Origin of the sequence: Achromobacter sp. RW408 (genome assembly GCF_003184165.1) — a bacterium.
GTDB lineage: Bacteria > Pseudomonadota > Gammaproteobacteria > Burkholderiales > Burkholderiaceae_B > Achromobacter > Achromobacter xylosoxidans.
The window spans coordinates 415,818-431,986 of record NZ_QHHO01000046.1 but is presented as its reverse complement, the minus strand read 5'-3'; the positions used below and the strand labels follow the sequence as shown (position 1 = coordinate 431,986).

Here is a 16,169-nt window from a genome sequence, read left to right as displayed (position 1 = left end):
AGGAGCCAACCAATCATGCAGCTACGCAATCGACAGGACTTCTGGTCGGGGGTGATGTTCATCGCCCTTGGACTGGGATTCGCCTGGCAAGCCAGCAGCTACCAAATGGGTACTGCCGCCCGGATGGGCCCCGGGTATTTTCCTTTCTGGCTGGGCATTGTTCTCGCATTGCTGGGTGCCATCGTGCTGCTTGGCTCGCTGTCCAAGAAGGCCCATGAAACCCACGTCGACAAGTTCGACTGGCGCATCGTGTTCCTGGTGGTGGGGTCCGTGGTTTTCTATGGCCTGGTCCTGAAACTGCTGGGTATCTATATCTCGGTGTTCCTGCTGGTGGTGCTCAGCAGCCTGGCCAGCCACGAGTTCAGCCTCAAGGTCGCCGTCGCCAACGGCATCTTCCTGGTGGTGTTCTCGTATCTGGCGTTCGTCAAGGGGCTGGGGCTGATTTTCCCGCTGTGGCCGTCGTTTCTGGGCATGAATTAAGGAGCAAGCGGCCATGGAATTGATTGATCACCTGATGTTGGGTTTCTCGGTGGCGTTCACGCCCGAGAACCTGCTGTACGCCCTGCTGGGCTGCATTCTGGGCACGCTGATCGGCGTGCTGCCGGGTATCGGCCCGGTCCCGACCATCGCGATGCTGCTGCCGATCACGTACGTGCTGCCCCCGGTGGCCGGCCTGATCATGCTGGCGGGTATCTATTACGGCGCCCAGTACGGCGGCTCGACCACGGCCATTCTGGTGGCGCTGCCCGGTGAGACGTCCGCGGTGGTGACCGTGCTCGACGGTCACCAGATGGCGCGCAATGGCCGTGCCGGCGCCGCCCTGGCGATCGCCGCGCTGGGCTCGTTCTTCGCGGGCTGCGTGGCCACGCTGCTGCTGGCCGCCTTCGCACCCCCGCTGGCTGAAGTCGCGTTCAAGTTCGGCCCCGCCGAGTACTTCTCGCTGATGTGCCTGGGCCTGGTCGGCGCCGTGGTGCTGGCCTCGGGCTCGCTGCCCAAGGCGATCGCGATGATCATCCTGGGCCTGTTGCTGGGCATGGTCGGCACCGACGTCAACTCGGGCGTGGCCCGCTTCGACTTCGGCATCCCCGAACTGCAGGACGGCATCGACTTCGCCATCGTGGCCATGGGCGTGTTCGGCTTCGCCGAAATCATGACCAACCTGGAGCAGAAGGAAAACCGCGTCGACATCACCGACAAGATCGGTACCCTGTACCCGAACAAGCAGGAGTTCAAGGAATCCGCTCCCGCCGTGCTGCGCGGCACGGCCCTGGGTTCGGCCCTGGGCATCCTGCCGGGTGGCGGCGCGGTGCTGTCGTCGTTCGCGTCGTACACGCTGGAAAAGAAGATCTCGAAGAATCCGGAACGCTTCGGCAAGGGCCACCCGGCCGGCCTGGCGGGCCCGGAATCGGCCAACAACGCGGCCGCGCAGACCTCGTTCATCCCGCTGCTGACCCTGGGCATCCCGGGCAACGCCGTGATGGCGCTGATGGTCGGCGCGATGACGATCCACAACATCCAGCCCGGCCCGCAAGTGATGACGAGCCACCCCGAGCTGTTCTGGGGCCTGATCGCCTCGATGTGGATCGGCAACCTGATGCTGGTGGTGCTGAACCTGCCGCTGATCGGCCTGTGGGTCAAGCTGCTCAAGGTGCCCTACCGCATCCTGTTCCCGGCGATCCTGGTGTTCTGCACGATCGGGGTGTATTCGTTGAACTACAACACGTTCGACATCTTCACCACCGCCATCTTCGGCATCATCGGCTACGTCTGGTCGAAGCTGAAGTGCGAAGGCGCCCCGCTGCTGCTGGGCCTGGTGCTCGGCCCCATGATGGAAGAGAACTTCCGCCGTGCCCTGCTGCTGTCGCGCGGCGACTTCAGCACCTTCGTGACGCGCCCCCTGTCGGCCTCGCTGCTGGCCGTGGCGCTGTTCCTGGTAGTGCTGGTGGCCCTGCCGGCGATCCGCAAGAAGCGCGAAGAGACCTTCGTCGAAGAAGATTGAGGACAATGCCGCCGCGCGCGGCGGCATCGCGTCCCCTACCGACCCCCGGCTTGCCGGGGGTTTTTCTTTGCGCGCGCGGCTTGGCGGGCCGGCGCCGGCGCCGGCGCGAGCCAGCATACGAAACAAAGCACTACAACCCAATACAAGGTGTGCGCGCAAACACCGGCATCTACGTTAAGCTACGGGTTTACCCCACGCGATGATTCGACATGAATTTCGACTGGAACAACCCCTATCCCACGACGCGCACGCCGGTCTTCGCCCGCAATATCGTCGCCACCTCGCAGCCATTGGCGGCGCAGGCGGGGCTACGCGTATTGGCCAGCGGCGGCAACGCGGTGGACGCGGCCATCGCCGCGGCGGCGACGCTGACGCTGACCGAGCCGGTCAGCAACGGCCTGGGATCGGATTGCTTCGCCATCGTCTGGGACGGCTCGAAACTGCACGGCCTGAACGCATCGGGTCCCGCGCCCATGGCCTGGAACCCGGATTATTTCCGCCGCAGGCATCAGGGCGCGATACCGACCCGAGGCTGGGACAGCGTCACGGTGCCGGGCTGCGTCGCGGGCTGGGCGGCGCTGCATGAAAAACTGGGCCGGCTGTCGTTCGCCGACGTCCTCGCGCCCGCCATCGATTACGCCGAGCGCGGCTTCGCCGTCAGTCCGATGGTGCATCGGAAATGGGCGGCGCAGGCCGACGTGCTGCAACCGCAGCCTGGCTTTTCGGAACACTTCCTGCCGCGTGGACGGGCTCCGCTGATCGGCGAGCACTTCATCCTGAAAGGCGCCGCGGCAACGCTCAAGCGCATCGCCGCAAGCGGCGGCCGTGATTTCTACGAGGGCGAAACCGCCCACAAGCTGGTGGCCCACGCACAGGCCCATGAGGCCGCCATGACGCTGGCCGACCTGCGCGATTTCGCGCCGGAATGGGTGACGCCGATCAGCCAGTCGTACCGCGGCCACACCCTGCACCAGATTCCGCCGAACGGCCAGGGCATCGCCGCCCTGATCGCGCTGGGCATCCTGCAGAACTTCGACCTGGCCGCACGGCCCATCGACCATCCCGACACGCAGCACCTGCTGCTCGAGGCCATGAAGCTGGCCTTTGCCGACGTCTATGCCCACGTCGCCGACGCCCGCCACATGCGCCTGGCGCCCGAGCAGATGCTGCGCGCCGACTACCTGGCCGAACGCGCCCGGCTGATCGATCCCAACGTCGCCCAGGCATTCGCCTGCGGCCACGCCCCGCAGGGCGGCACGGTCTACCTGACCGCGGCCGACCGCAGCGGCATGATGGTCAGCTTCATCCAATCGAACTACATGGGCTTCGGTTCGGGCGTGGTGGTGCCGGGCACCGGCGTCAGCCTGCAGAACCGCGGCCACTGCTTCAGCAACCAGGCCGATCATCCCAATGCGGTGGCCGGCGGCAAGCGCCCGTTCCACACCATCATTCCCGGTTTCCTGATGCGCGACGGCGCGCCGGTGATGAGCTTTGGCGTGATGGGCGGCAACATGCAACCGCAGGGCCAGGTGCAGACGCTGGTGCGCATGCTCGACTACGGCCAGCAACCCCAGGCGGCCTGCGACGCCCCGCGCTGGAAGTGGAACCAGGGGCTGGCGGTCGACGTGGAGACCTCGATGCCCGCCGCCGTGGCGCAGGGCCTGCGCGCGCGCGGCCACGTGCTTGAAGGCATCGACGACCCGTACATGGATTTCGGCTCCGGCCAGTTCATCTGGCGCCTGGGCGATCCCGCCGTCGACGGCTACGTCAGCGCCAGCGACAGCCGTCGCGATGGACTCGCCGCCGGCTATTGATTGCGTTAAGGTTACTGCCTCAGGTTTTCCTTTCCACAGCGGAGTCCCCTGCATGGCATCGATCGGTACCAAGAGCTACGACGCGGTCGTGGCCCAGAAAGTCGCATTCCTCGGCCTGGGCGTGATGGGCCTGCCCATGGCCGGCCACCTGGCCCGCGCCGGGCACGACGTCACCGTCTACAACCGCACGTCTTCCAAGGCCCAGGCCTGGGCCGCTGAATTCGGCGGCCGCAGCGCCATGACGCCGCGCGAGGCGGTCGCGGGCGCGCAGATCGTGTTCGCCTGCGTCGGCAACGACGATGACCTGCGCAGCGTCACCCTGGGACCCGACGGCGCCTTCGCCGGCATGGCCCCGGGCGCGGTGTTCGTCGACCACACCACCGCCTCGGCGGACGTGGCGCGCGAACTTTACGCGCAAGCCAAGGATCTTGGCCTGAACTTCATCGACGCCCCCGTGTCAGGCGGCCAGGCCGGCGCGGTCAACGGCGTTCTCACCATCATGTGCGGCGGAGAACAGGCCGTGTTCGACGCCATCAAGCCGGTGGCTCAGGCCTTTGGCCGCGCCGTGACGCGCGTGGGTCCGCCCGGAGCCGGCCAACTGGCCAAGATGGTCAACCAGATCTGTATCGCCGGCATCGTGCAGGGCCTGTCCGAGGCCGTGGCGTTCGGCCAGGCCGCCGACCTGGACATGAAGCTGGTGCTGGACGTGATCAGTAAGGGCGCGGCGCAGAGCTGGCAGATGGAAAACCGCGGCGGCACCATGGTCGACGACAAGTTCGACTTCGGCTTCGCGGTGGACTGGATGCGCAAGGATCTCGGCCTGGTGCTGGCCGAGGCCCGCCACAATGGCGCGCGCCTGCCGCTGACGGCGCTGGTGGACCAGTTCTACGGCGACGTGCAGAAAATGGGCGGCGGCCGCTGGGATACTTCCAGCCTGATCAAGCGCCTGCGGGATTGAACGCCCGCCGACATGAAAAAAGCGGACCAGCCGGGTCCGCTTTTTCGTTGCGTCAGGCGGCCTGCCGCGAGACTTGCGACGGCGCCAGGTCGAGCGCGTCGATGCGCTGGCGCGCCAGTGCCACGCCTTCGAGCGCCGCGACTTCGCCCATCGCCATGCCTTCGGCGGCGATGAACGTGACTTCATCCATGCCCAGGAAGCCCAGCATCTGCCGCAGGTACGGCGTCATGGTATCGGCGGGCGTGCCTTCCGCCTTGCCGCCGCGCGCGGTCAGCACGAACACCTGCTTACCCTTCACCAGGCCCTCGGCCACGCCTTCCGGCGTATAACGGAACGTGACGCCGGCACGGGCCACGTGGTCCAGGTAGCTCTTGAATTGGGCGGGCAGGTTGAAGTTGTAGACCGGCACCGCGAACACGATGCGATCGGCCTGCAGCAGTTCCGCAACCAGCGCGTCGCTGCGTTCGACGATGCGTTGCTGCTCCAGCGTACGCGCATCGGCGGGCGTGAACAGGGCGCCGGCGGTCGCGCCGTCGAAGTACGGCAAGGGCTCGGCGCCGATGTCGCGGGTGGTGATGACGGCAGCGGGATTGGCCTGCTTGATGCGGGCCACCATGTGATCGGCCAGCTCCTTGCTGTGCGAGCGGTTGCCGAGAATCGAGGAAAGGATGACGAGGGTCTTCATGACGTGATCTCCAGTGCGGACCGCGAAGGGCGCGGGTCCTGAATGCATGGCGTCACTGTAGACCGCTTAATTGATCACATAAACCCGGGTATGATGAACTATTCGTTCCAGGTATAGAACAATCATGCAAGATCTAAACGACCTCTACTATTTTTCCCAAGTCGTCGAACAAGGCGGTTTCAGCGCGGCGGCGCGAGCCCTGGACATTCCCAAATCACGCCTGTCGCGCCGCATCTCGCACCTGGAGGAAAGCCTGGGCGTGCGGCTCCTGCAACGCACCACCCGCCGCCTGCGCCTGACGGCCGCCGGCGAACGCTATCTGCATTACTGCCGTGAAATGGCCGCCTCGGCGCGCGCGGCCGACGACGCCATGCGCCAGTTGCAGTCAGAACCCACCGGCCCGGTGGTGGTCAGCTGCCCGGTCTCTATCGCGCAGGACGTGCTGGCGCCGCTATTGCCGGAATTCCTGGACGCCTGGCCGGCCATTTCGGTGCAGTTGCTGGTGACCAATCGCCGCGTGGACCTGATCCGCGAAGGGGTGGACCTGGCACTGCGGGTGCGCACCAAGCTCGATACCGACGCGGAACTGGTGGTGCGGCACCTGGGCACGGCGCGCGGCACGCTGGTGGCCAGCCCGGGCTACCTGCAGCGCCACGGCGCGCCCGACACGCCCCAGGACCTGGCCTCGCACACCACCCTGAGCTTCAGCGATCCGCAGAACGAGGTGCGCTGGCCGCTGCGCAACGACAAGGGCGAAGAGGTGCACATCGAACTCAAGCCGCAGCTCTCGTGCAACGACTTCATCGTGCTGGTGGAAGCCGCCGTGCGCGGCCGCGGCATCGCGTTGCTGCCCTCGATCGCGACCCAGGAAGAACTGCGCCGCGGCCAACTGGTGCCGGTGCTGCCGCAGTGGCAATCGCCCGAAGGCATCGTGCACTGCATCTATCCGTCGCGGCGCGGCATGATGCCGGCGGTGCGCACGCTGCTGGATTTCCTGTCGCAGCGCCTGCCCCCCACCTATCAGCGGCTGGAGAAGCAAGGCGCCACGGCGCCCGCCGCTCAGTAGCCGCGCTCGCGCTCGACCACGCCGGTGATGGGTTCGCCGCGCATCAGCCGGGCGACCTTGGCGGCGATCTGCTCGATGCTTTCGTCGCGCAGCGTGCGGGCGGCGATGTGCGGCGTGACATGCACGCGCGGATCGCGCCAGAACGGATGATCCTTGGGCAACGGTTCGGTGTGGAACACGTCGAGCGTGGCGCCGGCGATTTCGCCCTCTTCCAGCATCTGCACCAGGTCTTCCTCGACCAGGTGTTCACCACGGCCGACGTTGACCAGGTGCGCCTCGGGCAGCAGTTGGCCGAGCGTGTCGCGGTTGAGGATGCCACGGGTGTCGGGCGTGAGCGGCAGCACGTTCACCAGGAAGCGGGTGCGCGCCAGGAAGGCCGGCAAGGCGTCCTGCCCGGAGAAGGACTCCACGCCGGGAATCTCGCGCGGCGTGCGCGACCAGCCCGCCACCGGATAACCGAACTCGGCCAGCGTCTGCGCCACGCGCGCGCCGACCTGGCCCAGGCCCAGAACGCCCACCGGCCAATCGGCCTGGCGCGTGCCTTCGCGGGTATCCCAGTGCTGGCGCGCCTGCGATTCGTCGAAGGCCTGGAAATCGCGCGACACGCGCAGCAGCGCGTAAAGCGCGTACTCGGCCATCTGCACCGACATGCCGGCGTCCTCCAGCCGCACGATGCGCACATGCGGCGGAATCTCCTTCATCTTGAGCAAAGCGTCCACGCCCGCTCCCAGGTTGAACAGCGTCTCGATGCCGGTCTCGTGCTGGAACAGCTCGACCGGCGGCTTCCATACCAGGGCGACCTCGGCGCCGGATGGCGGGCCGTCGGGATTCCAGACGGAAATGCGACAGCCGGGCATGGCGGCTTGCAGGCGCGGGACCCAGACGTCGGGGTCGTGCAGGGGGCAGGCGAAGAGGATATGCATGGCGTAGATCCGGACGGGCTCGGGAAATCGCAAGCATGGGGGAAGACGGCGCACAAATCAAACGGCCCGGCGTGAAGGCCGGGCCGTTTGCGCTGCGGACAATGCCGGGTGTCAGGCCGCTTGCGGCACCTGCGGCTTGTTCTTGCCGCGGCTGCGGCGCGCGAAGGCCCACAACTGCAGCAGGATCAGCAAGGCGCTGGCGGCAATGAACCAGGCGCTGATCGGGCGTTGCACGAACACCGCCAAGTCACCGCGCGACAATAGCAAGGCGCGGCGGAAGTTTTCTTCGACCATGGGGCCCAGCACAAAGCCGAGCAGGATGGGCGCGACCGAGAATTCCAGCGTCATGAGGATGGCGCCGATCACACCGAAGGCCAGCACTTCCCAGATCTGGAAGAGGCTGTTCTGGGTACTGAACACGCCCACCGCGATGAAGAACAGCGCCGACGGGAACAGGTAGCGGTATGGCACCTGCAGCAGCTTGACCCAGACGCCGATCAGCGGCACATTGAGCACCATCAGCAGCACGTTGCCGACCCAGAAGCTGGCGATCAGGCCCCAGAAGATGTCCGGATGCTCGGTGATCAGCTGCGGGCCGGGCTGGATGCCCTGGATCAGCAGCGCGCCCAGGATCAGCGCCATCACCGCGTCGCCGGGGATGCCCAGGCTCATCGTGGGGATGAAGTCGACCTGCGTCTTGGAGTGCGACGAGGCTTCGGGCGAGGCCACGCCCGCGATCATGCCGGTGCCGAACTGCTCGGGCGTCTTGGAGATCTTGCGTTCCAGCGCGTAGGCCACGAAGGTGGTGATGGTGGGACCGGTGCCGGGCATGGCGCCAAACAGCGTGCCCACCGCGGTGCCGCGCACCATCGGCCAGAAGGCCGTCTTCATTTCCTGCTTGCTGGGACGCATGTCGCGCAGGCGCAGCTTGGCGCCGCTGCCGATGATGGTCATGCGGTTGACGCTCATCAGGAAGTCGGCAACGCCGAACAGGCCCATCGAGATCGCCACCAGTTCCAGGCCATCGGACAGGTCCAGCAGGCCGAACGAGAAGCGGATGGTGCCGGTGTTCACGTCGGTGCCGACCACGCCGCACATCAGGCCGAACAGCGTCATGGCCACGCCCTTGAGCGGCGAGCCGCGCGACATCGTGGCGCCGGCCAGCAGGCCCAGCAGCATGATCGAGAAGATCTCGGTCGGGCCGAACTTGAAGGCCACCTCGACCAGCAGCGGCGAGGCGAAGATCATGACGATGATGCCGACCGAGGCCGCGAAGAACGAGCAGATCATCGTGATGCCGAGCGCCGTCCCTCCCTTGCCCTGTTTGGTCAGTGGATACCCGTCAAGACACGTCACCGCGTGCGGCGGATGCGAAGGCAGGTTGAGCAGGATCGCGCCGATGGCGCCGCCGTACTGCGAGCCGTAGAAGATGCCGGCCAGCATCAGGATGGCGGGCACCGGCTGCATCACGTAGGTCAGCGGCAGCAGGATCGAGATGGCCGACAGCGCGCCCATGCCGGGCAGCACGCCGATGAGGTTGCCCACCAGCACGCCGAAGAACGACCACATCAGGTTATGGAGCTGGAACGCGACGCCGAAGCCGTACCAGAGATCGGTCAAAGCTTGAGAAATCATGGCGTATCAACCCCAGCGAAACAGCGGCAGCTGCAGTTGCAGCGCCCACCAGAAAACCACCACCGCGATCACGGACATGCCGATCGACAGCACGAATGCCTGCTTGACCGTGTTCTTGCGGTCGCCCAGGGCGGAGATGAACACGATGGCGAACGTGGCGGGCAGCAGGCCGCCGTAGTGGCCCAACAGCAGGAACGCCAGCGTCCCGAGCAGGATGCAGACGCTGCCGCGCAGGTCCGGCAGGCCGTGCGCGTGGCCATCGCCCGGCGCGGGCGGCGTGGATTCGCCGGAGCGCGCCGAGATCGCGATCAGGATCCCCGTCAGCGCCAGCAGGCCGCCCAGTGCCGCGGGGAAGAACCCCGGCCCCATGTGACTGAGCGTTCCGATGTGATAGTCCGTACCACCGTAGATCGCCCCCAACCCGACAAGGACCATCAGCGCGCCGCCGTAGTAGTCCTTTCTATTAATTGTTTTTTGCACTTCCATCCTCCTGGAGCAGGGCCGTGCGGGCCCTCGGGATGGCGCCAAGAGCGTGCGCCATCCGGCTCTTTACAACAAGCCGGCTGGCAGATTACGGAAGGAAGCTGCTAATCCGCTTTCTATGCGCTGTCGCGATCCTGAATCCGGGGGTTATCCCTGATGGAGAAAGATGCGTCGCGCCACGCGGCTCGGGGCGATGGAATGAAAGCTTGGCGGAATTATTGTTCGCCGGTGAACTCGACGTCGGCGGGACGCGGATACTGCGAGACGGTCGTCGCCAACGGCAGCCACAGCACGGAGGCCAGGCCGACCCCGCCCTGCGCGTTGGGCTCGCCGTCGCGCAATTCGATGTCGCCATCGTTGCGGCGGGCATAGGCCCGGGCGATGGCCAGTCCCAGGCCCGAGCCGGAGGATGCCACCGGTTTGTCGGTCCCGACACGCTCGAAGCGGGCGAAGGCGCGGGCTCGCAGGAGCGGCTGCAGGCCGGGGCCGTTATCGGACACGGCCACCTCGGCGCGGTTTTCGACCCGGCTGACCGATACCGTGATGCGCGCCCCGACGGGCGCGTAATGGATGGCGTTGTGGACCAGGTTGGACAAGGCCTCATGCAATTCGGCTTCGCTGCCGGACACGGGCGCGCCGATTTCCTGGCCCTGCGCGTTGACGGCCTGCACCCAGCCCAGATCCTGTTGCTTTTCGTGCGCCAGCGGCAGGTACTGCAACACCACCTCGCGCGAGACGGCGTTCATGTCGAGCAGTTGGCGCGGCAACTGGTCCGCCTGGTTGGCATGCGCCAGCGACAGCAATTGCTCGGTCAGGCGGCGGGTGCGGCCCAGTTGGTCGACGATGGCGCGCAAGCCTTCCTGGGCCCGCGCCGGATCGCGTTCGCGCAAGGCGTATTGCGCCTGCGTCAGCATGATGGCCAACGGCGTGCGCAATTGGTGCGAGGCGTCGGCCAGGAAATGCGACTGCTCTTCCAGCACGCGGCGGTAACGGGCGATGTGGTGATTGACGGCGTCGACCAGCGGCGCAACTTCGCTGGGCACGCGAGAGGCATCGAGCGGGGTCAGGTCGTCGGGCCTGCGGTTGCGGATGTCGGCGCGCAGGCGGCGCAGCGGTTTCAAGGCCCAGGACACCCCCCACCAGACCAGCAGCACCACGAGCGCCAGCATGCGCGCGTCGCGCAGGATTTCCTGGCGCCGGGCGCTGTTCTCGGCCTCGATGCGCTTGCCCGTGCTTTCGGCCACCAGCACCAACACCTGGCGATGCACGCCCTGGTAATACAGGTCGCGCACCAGCGATACCACCCGCACCGGGTCGTTGCGGTAGACCCCGTCGTAGAACACCGGCGGCCCGTTGGAGCGCGGCCAGCTTGGCGGGCGCGGCAGTTCGGGCATGCCCAGCAGCGTCTTGCCCTGCTCCAGAGGCACCGGCGCGCCGTCCGGCAAGGGCGGATCGATCTGTTCGATGCGGAAATACTTGCGCAGCCCGGCGCGCGATTCCAGCATGACCTGGGCGTACAGTGGCGTCGCCACCTGGAGCGAGCCGTCGGGCGTGAATTCCAGGCTGCTTTCGAGGACCCGGGCAGGCTCGACCAGCGCGCTGTCGTAGGCCTCGTTGGTGATCTCGGACAGGGTGCGGTAGTCGTTCAGGCTGTCGATGACCAGCAGCGCCACCACGCCGGGCAGCAACAGGATGATCAGCAGCGCGCGGATGCCGACCCGCGGCAACCCAGGGATCCGGAGGCTCACGAGGGCGTCAGGAGTCGGCGGCTTCGCTGGCGACGCTTTCCAGCATGTAGCCGAGCCCGCGCACCGTGACGATGCGCACGTCGCTGCCGGCCAGCTTCTTGCGCAGGCGGTGCAGCACCACCTCGATGGCGTCCGGATTGGCCTCGCTGTCGTGGGTGAAGACCTTGCCGAACAGTTGCGACTTGTCCACCGGGTAGCCGCTGCGCGTCAGCAGCGCCGCCAGGGCGGCATGCTCGCGCGGGGTCAGGAACAGCAGGGAGCCGTCGAGCGTGAAGGCGCGGCTTTCACTGTCGTACGACAGCGATCCGCACTGCAGGCGCGGATGCTGGCGGCCGCGGCTGCGGCGCACCAGTGCGGTCAGGCGGGCTTCCAGTTCTTCCAGGGCGAACGGCTTGGTCAGGAAATCGTCAGCGCCCAGGTTCAGGCCGCGGACCCGGTCCTGCAGGGCGCCCTGGGCGGTCAGCAGCAGCACCGGGGTGCGGTCATCGCGGTTGCGCATCTCACGCAGCACCACCAGGCCGTGCTTGTCGGGCAGGCGCAGGTCCATGACGATGGCGTCGTACTCGGTGCCCGCCATGAAGGCCTCGGCCGTGCGGGCGTCGGCCGCGTGGTCCGGCACGAAGCCACTTTGCGCGAGCGCGCGCATCAGCCAGGACGCCATGTCCCGTTCATCTTCAACCAACAATATGCGCATGACCGTCCGTTCCTTCGGGCAAGTTCTCCGCCGCCCGCTGCCCATGCACGCGCTGACGCAGGTAGCGGGTTTCGTGATGACGCCGAAAGAGGATTGCCGACAACTCGTTCAACGCCTGGGTATAGACGTCCCGCTTGAACTCGATCACGGCATCCAGCGGCACCCAGTACTGGCTCCAGCGCCAGGCGTCGAATTCCGGATGCTGCGTCGCGCGCAGGCATACGTCGCTGTCACGTCCCACCAGGCGCAACAAGAACCAAATCTGCTTTTGTCCTTTATAGTGGCCACGCCACTCACGCCGGACGAAGTGATCGGGCACGTTATAACGTAACCAATCGCGTGTACGCCCCAAAATACGGACATGCTCGGGCTTCAGGCCCACCTCTTCATGGAGCTCGCGATACATGGCCTGCACCGGGCTTTCGCCGTACTTGATGCCGCCCTGCGGGAACTGCCAGGCATGTTCCCTGATACGCTTGCCCCAAAAGACCTCGTTTCTGCTATTGACGAGAATGATGCCGACATTGGGGCGGTAGCCTTCGCGGTCAAGCATGGGCCACCCCCACCGAATTCAATACAATTACAGTCGATTATACGTATCTGCTGCCACCTTTAAACATGCGCGCATCCAACTACCATATCAACACCCTGAAAGAAGCCCCTTCCGAAGCCGAAGTCGCCAGCCACCAGCTGATGACCCGGGCCGGCATGATCCGCAAGCTCGCGGGCGGGATCTACACCTACATGCCGCTGGGCCTGAAGATCATCCGCAAGGTCGAGGCCATTGTCCGCGAGGAAATGAACGCCTCGGGCGCGATCGAACTGCTGATGCCGGTAGTCCAGCCGGCCGAACTCTGGATGGAATCGGGCCGCTGGGAGCAGTACGGCGCCGAGCTGCTGCGCATCAAGGACCGGCACCAGCGCGATTTCGTGCTGCAGCCGACCTCGGAAGAGGTGATCACCGACATCGCCCGCAACGAGATCCACAGCTATCGCCAGCTGCCGCTGAATTTCTATCACATCCAGACCAAGTTCCGGGACGAGCGCCGCCCCCGCTTCGGCCTGATGCGCGGCCGTGAATTCACCATGAAGGACGCCTACTCCTTCGACCGCGACGAAGCCGGCGCCCAGAAGAGCTACGACAACATGTACGCCGCGTACATGCGCATCTTTGGCCGCCTGGGCCTGGAGTTCCGCGCCGTCGCGGCCGACACCGGCTCCATCGGCGGCACCCGCAGCCATGAATTCCAGGTGATCGCCGACACCGGCGAAGACCTGCTGGTCTACAACGCCGATTCCGACTACGCCGCCAACATCGAGCTGGCCGAGGCGCCCGGCCTGTACGCCGAGCGCGGCGCGCCCACCCAGCCCATGGCCGACGTGGCCACCCCGGGCGCCGCCAAGTGCGAAGACGTGGCCCGCCTGCTGGACCTGCCGCTGGAGCGCACGGTGAAGTCCATCGTCCTGGCCACCGATGGCGACAAGGGCAAGGTCGAGATCTGGCTGCTGCTGCTGCGCGGCGACCACGAACTGAACGAGATCAAGGCCAGCAAGCTGCCCGGCCTGGCCGGCTTCCGTTTCGCCACCGAAAGCGAAATCGTCGAGCATTTCGGCTGCAAGCCCGGCTACCTGGGCCCGGTGCGCACCGCGCGCCCGGTGCACGTCATCGCCGACCGCACCGTGGCCAACATGGCCGATTTCGTCTGCGGCGCCAACCGCGAAGACTTCCACATCCAGGGAGTGAACTGGGGCCGTGACCTGCCCGAACCCGAGCAGGTGGCCGACTTGCGCAACGTGGTCGCCGGCGACCCCTCGCCGGACGGCAAGGGCACGCTGTCGATCCAGCGCGGCATCGAGGTCGGACACGTTTTCTATCTGGGTAAAAAGTACTCCGAAGCCCTCAAGGCCACCTTCCTGGACGAAACCGGCAAGCCGGCCGTGCTGGAAATGGGCTGCTACGGCATCGGCATCACCCGTATCGTCGGCGCCGCCATCGAGCAGAACCACGACGACCGCGGCATCATCTGGCCGCGCGCCATCGCGCCGTTCGAAGTCGTCATCTGCCCGGTGGGCTGGGGCAAAAGCGAAACCGTGCGTAACACCTCCCTGAAGCTGTACGAATCGCTGCTGGCGCGCGGCGTGGACGTCATCCTGGACGACCGCGACGCCCGCCCCGGCGTCATGTTTGCCGAATGGGAATTGATCGGCGCGCCGCTCCGTGTAACAGTTGGAGAACGCGGATTGAACGACGGTGTGGTGGAATTGCAGGCCCGTCGGGAAACCGAAGCGGCCAAGATTCCGGTAGAGTCCGCGCTTGAAACCGTGCTGACGAAACTCGACACGCTGTAAACCTTAAAGTAACTACGGACTTTTCGCGTCCCGACCCGCATCATCGAATCTCCCATCGTGACCGATCCGAAGTCCACCGAATCCCTCCTGCAGGTCCGTGTCTACTACGAAGACACGGACGCGGGCGGGGTGGTTTTCTACGCCAACTATTTGAAATTCCTGGAGCGCGCCCGCACCGAATGGCTGCGCGACCTGGGAGTCAATCAATCCGACCTGGCCGTCGGCGAGCAGCGCCTGTTCGTTGTCCGCGCCCTGGACATGTCTTATCGCAAACCGGCCAAGCTGGACGATTTGCTTACGATACGCAGCCGGGTCACACGACTGGGCCGCGCTTCGATACACTTCGCGCAGCGCGCAGAACGGGACGGGGAACTGCTTGCCGAAGGCAATATCCAAGTCTGCTGCGTCGATGCCGTCAACATGCGGCCGGTGGAACTACCGGCCGACGTCCGCGCCAAACTGGAATCAATTCAGGAATAACCATGCAAGCCACCAACGACATGTCGTTGCTTTCGTTGATTTCGCACGCCAGCGTGCCGGTCCAGCTGATCATGCTGATGCTCCTGGGCATCTCGATCATGTCCTGGACGTACATCTTCGCCAAGCGGCTGGCCATCAAGCGCGCCCACGCCCAGACCCGCCGTTTCGAAGACGATTTCTGGTCGGGCGGCGACCTGTCGATGCTGCAGCAGGCGGTGGCCTCGCGCCGCGACGAGCAAGGCGCGCTGGCCCGCATCTTCGATGCCGGCATGACCGAGTTCCTGAAGGCCCGCCGCGGCAACGCCAGCAATGACGCCACCGCCGTGCTCGACGGCCCGCGCCGCGCCATGCGCGCCGCCTACCAGCGCGAAATGGACGCGCTGGAATCCCACTTGAACTTCCTGGCCTCGGCCGGCTCGGTTTCGCCCTACATCGGCCTGCTCGGCACGGTCTGGGGCATCATGCACGCCTTCATCGGTCTGTCGAACATGCAACAGGCCACGCTGGCCTCGGTGGCCCCGGGTATCGCCGAAGCGCTGATCGCCACCGCCATCGGCCTGTTCGCCGCCATCCCCGCGGTGGTCGCGTACAACCGCTTCACCAACGACATCGATCGCATCTCGATCCGTTTCGACAGCTTCGTCGATGAATTCCTGAACATTCTGCAACGGCAGGTGCGCTAATGCCCTCGGTAAGCTCGCGCGGCAGGTCCGGCCGCCGCATGAAGGCCGACATCAACGTGGTGCCCTACATCGACGTGATGCTGGTGCTGCTGGTCATCTTCATGGTGACCGCACCGCTGATCACGCCGGGCCTGATCCAGCTGCCCTCGGTGGGCGCCGCGTCCGACGTTCCCGTCAAGCCGCTGGAAGTCCAGATTTCGGAAGACGGCAAGATCGCGCTGCGCATGCGCGAACCCGGCGCCACCATGCAGGACATTGCCCGTCCCGAACTGGTGGCGCAGGTGCGTTCGCGCATCACGGCGGAAACGCCGGTGGTGATCGCGGCCGACGGCAAGGTGCCCTACGAGACGGTCGTGAAGGTCATGGACGAACTGCGTACCAATGGCATCACCCGCCTGGGCCTGCTGGTGGACCAGTCCGCCGGCGGCAACCAGCCCGCCCCCGCGAAAAAACGCTAACGCGACGTCCTCCGCCGGCGCCGCCGGCCTGCAACGCTCATGACGCCACCCATCATTCGACACCACAGCGGCCCCCCGGCCACGCCGCCCAACAACGACAACCGGATCGCGCTGGTCCTGGCGTTGCTGGTGCACGCGCTGCTGCTGGCCGTGTTGATCTTCAACCTGAACTGGCGCACTGAAAACCCGGGACC

General features: G+C 66.0%; 16 protein-coding genes. 9 read left to right on the top strand and 7 right to left on the bottom strand.

Annotation, left to right across the window (positions count from 1 at the left end; genetic code table 11):
• Positions 1-15: 15 nt before the first annotated feature.
• From DK459_RS12095 to DK459_RS12080, 4 genes are all read left to right on the top strand, one after another.
• A complete protein-coding gene (locus DK459_RS12095; protein ID WP_006388755.1) occupies positions 16-480 on the top strand; it encodes a tripartite tricarboxylate transporter TctB family protein in 465 nt (154 codons plus the stop codon).
• Between the two features lie 13 nt (positions 481-493).
• Positions 494-1,999 carry a tripartite tricarboxylate transporter permease gene (locus DK459_RS12090; RefSeq protein WP_006388754.1) on the top strand — a complete coding sequence of 502 codons (1,506 nt, stop codon included), beginning with the start codon at positions 494-496 and terminating at the stop codon, positions 1,997-1,999.
• A 209-nt stretch (positions 2,000-2,208) separates the two neighbouring features.
• Complete coding sequence (locus tag DK459_RS12085) at positions 2,209-3,813, top strand: gamma-glutamyltransferase family protein (RefSeq protein WP_006388753.1); 1,605 nt, start codon at positions 2,209-2,211, stop codon at positions 3,811-3,813.
• 52 nt (positions 3,814-3,865) lie between these two features.
• On the top strand, positions 3,866-4,771 hold the full coding sequence (locus tag DK459_RS12080; RefSeq protein ID WP_006388752.1) for an NAD(P)-dependent oxidoreductase: 906 nt from the start codon (positions 3,866-3,868) through the stop codon (positions 4,769-4,771).
• Positions 4,772-4,823: 52 nt separating this feature from the next.
• Here the strand turns inward: DK459_RS12080 and DK459_RS12075 are convergent, their stop codons facing one another.
• On the bottom strand, positions 4,824-5,456 hold the full coding sequence (locus DK459_RS12075; RefSeq protein ID WP_006388751.1) for an FMN-dependent NADH-azoreductase: 633 nt from the start codon (positions 5,454-5,456) through the stop codon (positions 4,824-4,826).
• 124 nt (positions 5,457-5,580) lie between these two features.
• On the opposite strand from DK459_RS12075, the gene DK459_RS12070 reads away from it, so the two are divergent.
• Positions 5,581-6,522, top strand: coding sequence for a LysR family transcriptional regulator (locus DK459_RS12070; RefSeq protein ID WP_006388750.1), 942 nt, complete (start codon positions 5,581-5,583; stop codon positions 6,520-6,522).
• Here DK459_RS12070 and DK459_RS12065 read toward each other — a convergent pair.
• From DK459_RS12065 to DK459_RS12040, 6 genes are all read right to left on the bottom strand, one after another.
• On the bottom strand, positions 6,516-7,445 hold the full coding sequence (locus DK459_RS12065; protein WP_110134776.1) for a glyoxylate/hydroxypyruvate reductase A: 930 nt from the start codon (positions 7,443-7,445) through the stop codon (positions 6,516-6,518). The two genes, DK459_RS12070 and DK459_RS12065, sit on opposite strands and share 7 nt — an antisense overlap.
• Positions 7,446-7,556: 111 nt before the next feature.
• Positions 7,557-9,080 carry a tripartite tricarboxylate transporter permease gene (locus tag DK459_RS12060; protein WP_024067742.1) on the bottom strand — a complete coding sequence of 508 codons (1,524 nt, stop codon included), beginning with the start codon at positions 9,078-9,080 and terminating at the stop codon, positions 7,557-7,559.
• A gap of 6 nt (positions 9,081-9,086) precedes the next feature.
• Positions 9,087-9,566 carry a tripartite tricarboxylate transporter TctB family protein gene (locus DK459_RS12055; protein ID WP_006388747.1) on the bottom strand — a complete coding sequence of 160 codons (480 nt, stop codon included), beginning with the start codon at positions 9,564-9,566 and terminating at the stop codon, positions 9,087-9,089.
• Between the two features lie 212 nt (positions 9,567-9,778).
• Complete coding sequence (locus DK459_RS12050) at positions 9,779-11,311, bottom strand: sensor histidine kinase (RefSeq protein ID WP_026382455.1); 1,533 nt, start codon at positions 11,309-11,311, stop codon at positions 9,779-9,781.
• Positions 11,312-11,318: 7 nt separating this feature from the next.
• On the bottom strand, positions 11,319-12,005 hold the full coding sequence (locus tag DK459_RS12045) for a response regulator (RefSeq protein WP_020925157.1): 687 nt from the start codon (positions 12,003-12,005) through the stop codon (positions 11,319-11,321).
• Positions 11,986-12,558 (bottom strand): RNA pyrophosphohydrolase, encoded by a 573-nt coding sequence (locus DK459_RS12040; RefSeq protein ID WP_006217428.1) that lies wholly within the window; start codon positions 12,556-12,558, stop codon positions 11,986-11,988. The genes DK459_RS12045 and DK459_RS12040 overlap by 20 nt, the downstream gene beginning before the upstream one ends.
• 65 nt (positions 12,559-12,623) lie before the next feature.
• Here DK459_RS12040 and DK459_RS12035 point away from each other — a divergent pair, with 65 nt between their 5' ends.
• The 4 genes from DK459_RS12035 to DK459_RS12020 are packed head-to-tail and all read left to right on the top strand — an operon-like array spanning position 12,624 to position 15,975.
• Positions 12,624-14,354, top strand: a complete 1,731-nt coding sequence (locus tag DK459_RS12035; protein ID WP_006388744.1) for a proline--tRNA ligase — start codon at positions 12,624-12,626, stop codon at positions 14,352-14,354.
• Positions 14,355-14,411: 57 nt separating this feature from the next.
• The gene (gene ybgC, locus DK459_RS12030) at positions 14,412-14,834 is read left to right on the top strand and encodes a tol-pal system-associated acyl-CoA thioesterase (RefSeq protein ID WP_006388743.1); all 423 of its coding nucleotides are present in this window, start codon (positions 14,412-14,414) and stop codon (positions 14,832-14,834) included.
• Positions 14,835-14,836: 2 nt separating this feature from the next.
• Entirely contained in the window at positions 14,837-15,517 is a 681-nt protein-coding gene (gene tolQ, locus DK459_RS12025; protein ID WP_006388742.1) for a protein TolQ, read from the top strand.
• Positions 15,517-15,975, top strand: coding sequence for an ExbD/TolR family protein (locus tag DK459_RS12020; RefSeq protein ID WP_006388741.1), 459 nt, complete (start codon positions 15,517-15,519; stop codon positions 15,973-15,975). Before tolQ ends, DK459_RS12020 begins: the two co-directional genes overlap by 1 nt.
• The last annotated feature ends 194 nt before the right edge of the window (positions 15,976-16,169 follow it).